The sequence below is a fragment of the Pseudomonas sp. NPDC098747 genome (genome assembly GCF_044760045.1).
Classification (GTDB): Bacteria; Pseudomonadota; Gammaproteobacteria; order Pseudomonadales; family Pseudomonadaceae; genus Aquipseudomonas.
On record NZ_JBIWAL010000147.1, the window covers coordinates 1,012 to 1,377 of the forward strand.

Below are 366 nucleotides of genomic sequence, written 5' to 3' on the forward strand. Positions count from 1 at the left end.
AATGAAACACAGACAACCGAAATATAAAACCTCAATCACACACTAAACATACACGAAGCACAACCGATAAATCCAGAAATGGTTCCAATGCTGCAAGTTAAAATGTTCATCGTTGCCGGTCTGCTCGACGCCGTAACCATGATCGGTGTTGGTATCGCTCTGTTCTTCACCTTTGCGAACCCGTTCGTTGGTCAGATCGCTGGCTAATTACCCGGATTCTTCCGAGTAATTTGATGTGATGGACAACGTAACTGCGAGGTGTTGGCGTGAACATTAATGCGACCCTGATTGGCCAGTCCGTTGCGTTCCTGATTTTTGTACTGTTCTGCATGAAGTATGTATGGCCTCCGGTCATCGCTGCTCTGC

Annotated in this window: 2 pseudogenes; both read left to right on the forward strand. The window is 46.7% G+C overall.

Annotated elements, in window-relative coordinates:
* Positions 1-69: 69 nt before the first annotated feature.
* Positions 70-207: pseudogene (gene atpE, locus ACIQVE_RS29685) on the forward strand (ATP synthase F0 subunit C); the annotation flags it as partial.
* 59 nt (positions 208-266) lie between these two features.
* A pseudogene (locus ACIQVE_RS29690) lies at positions 267-366 on the forward strand (F0F1 ATP synthase subunit B); the annotation flags it as partial.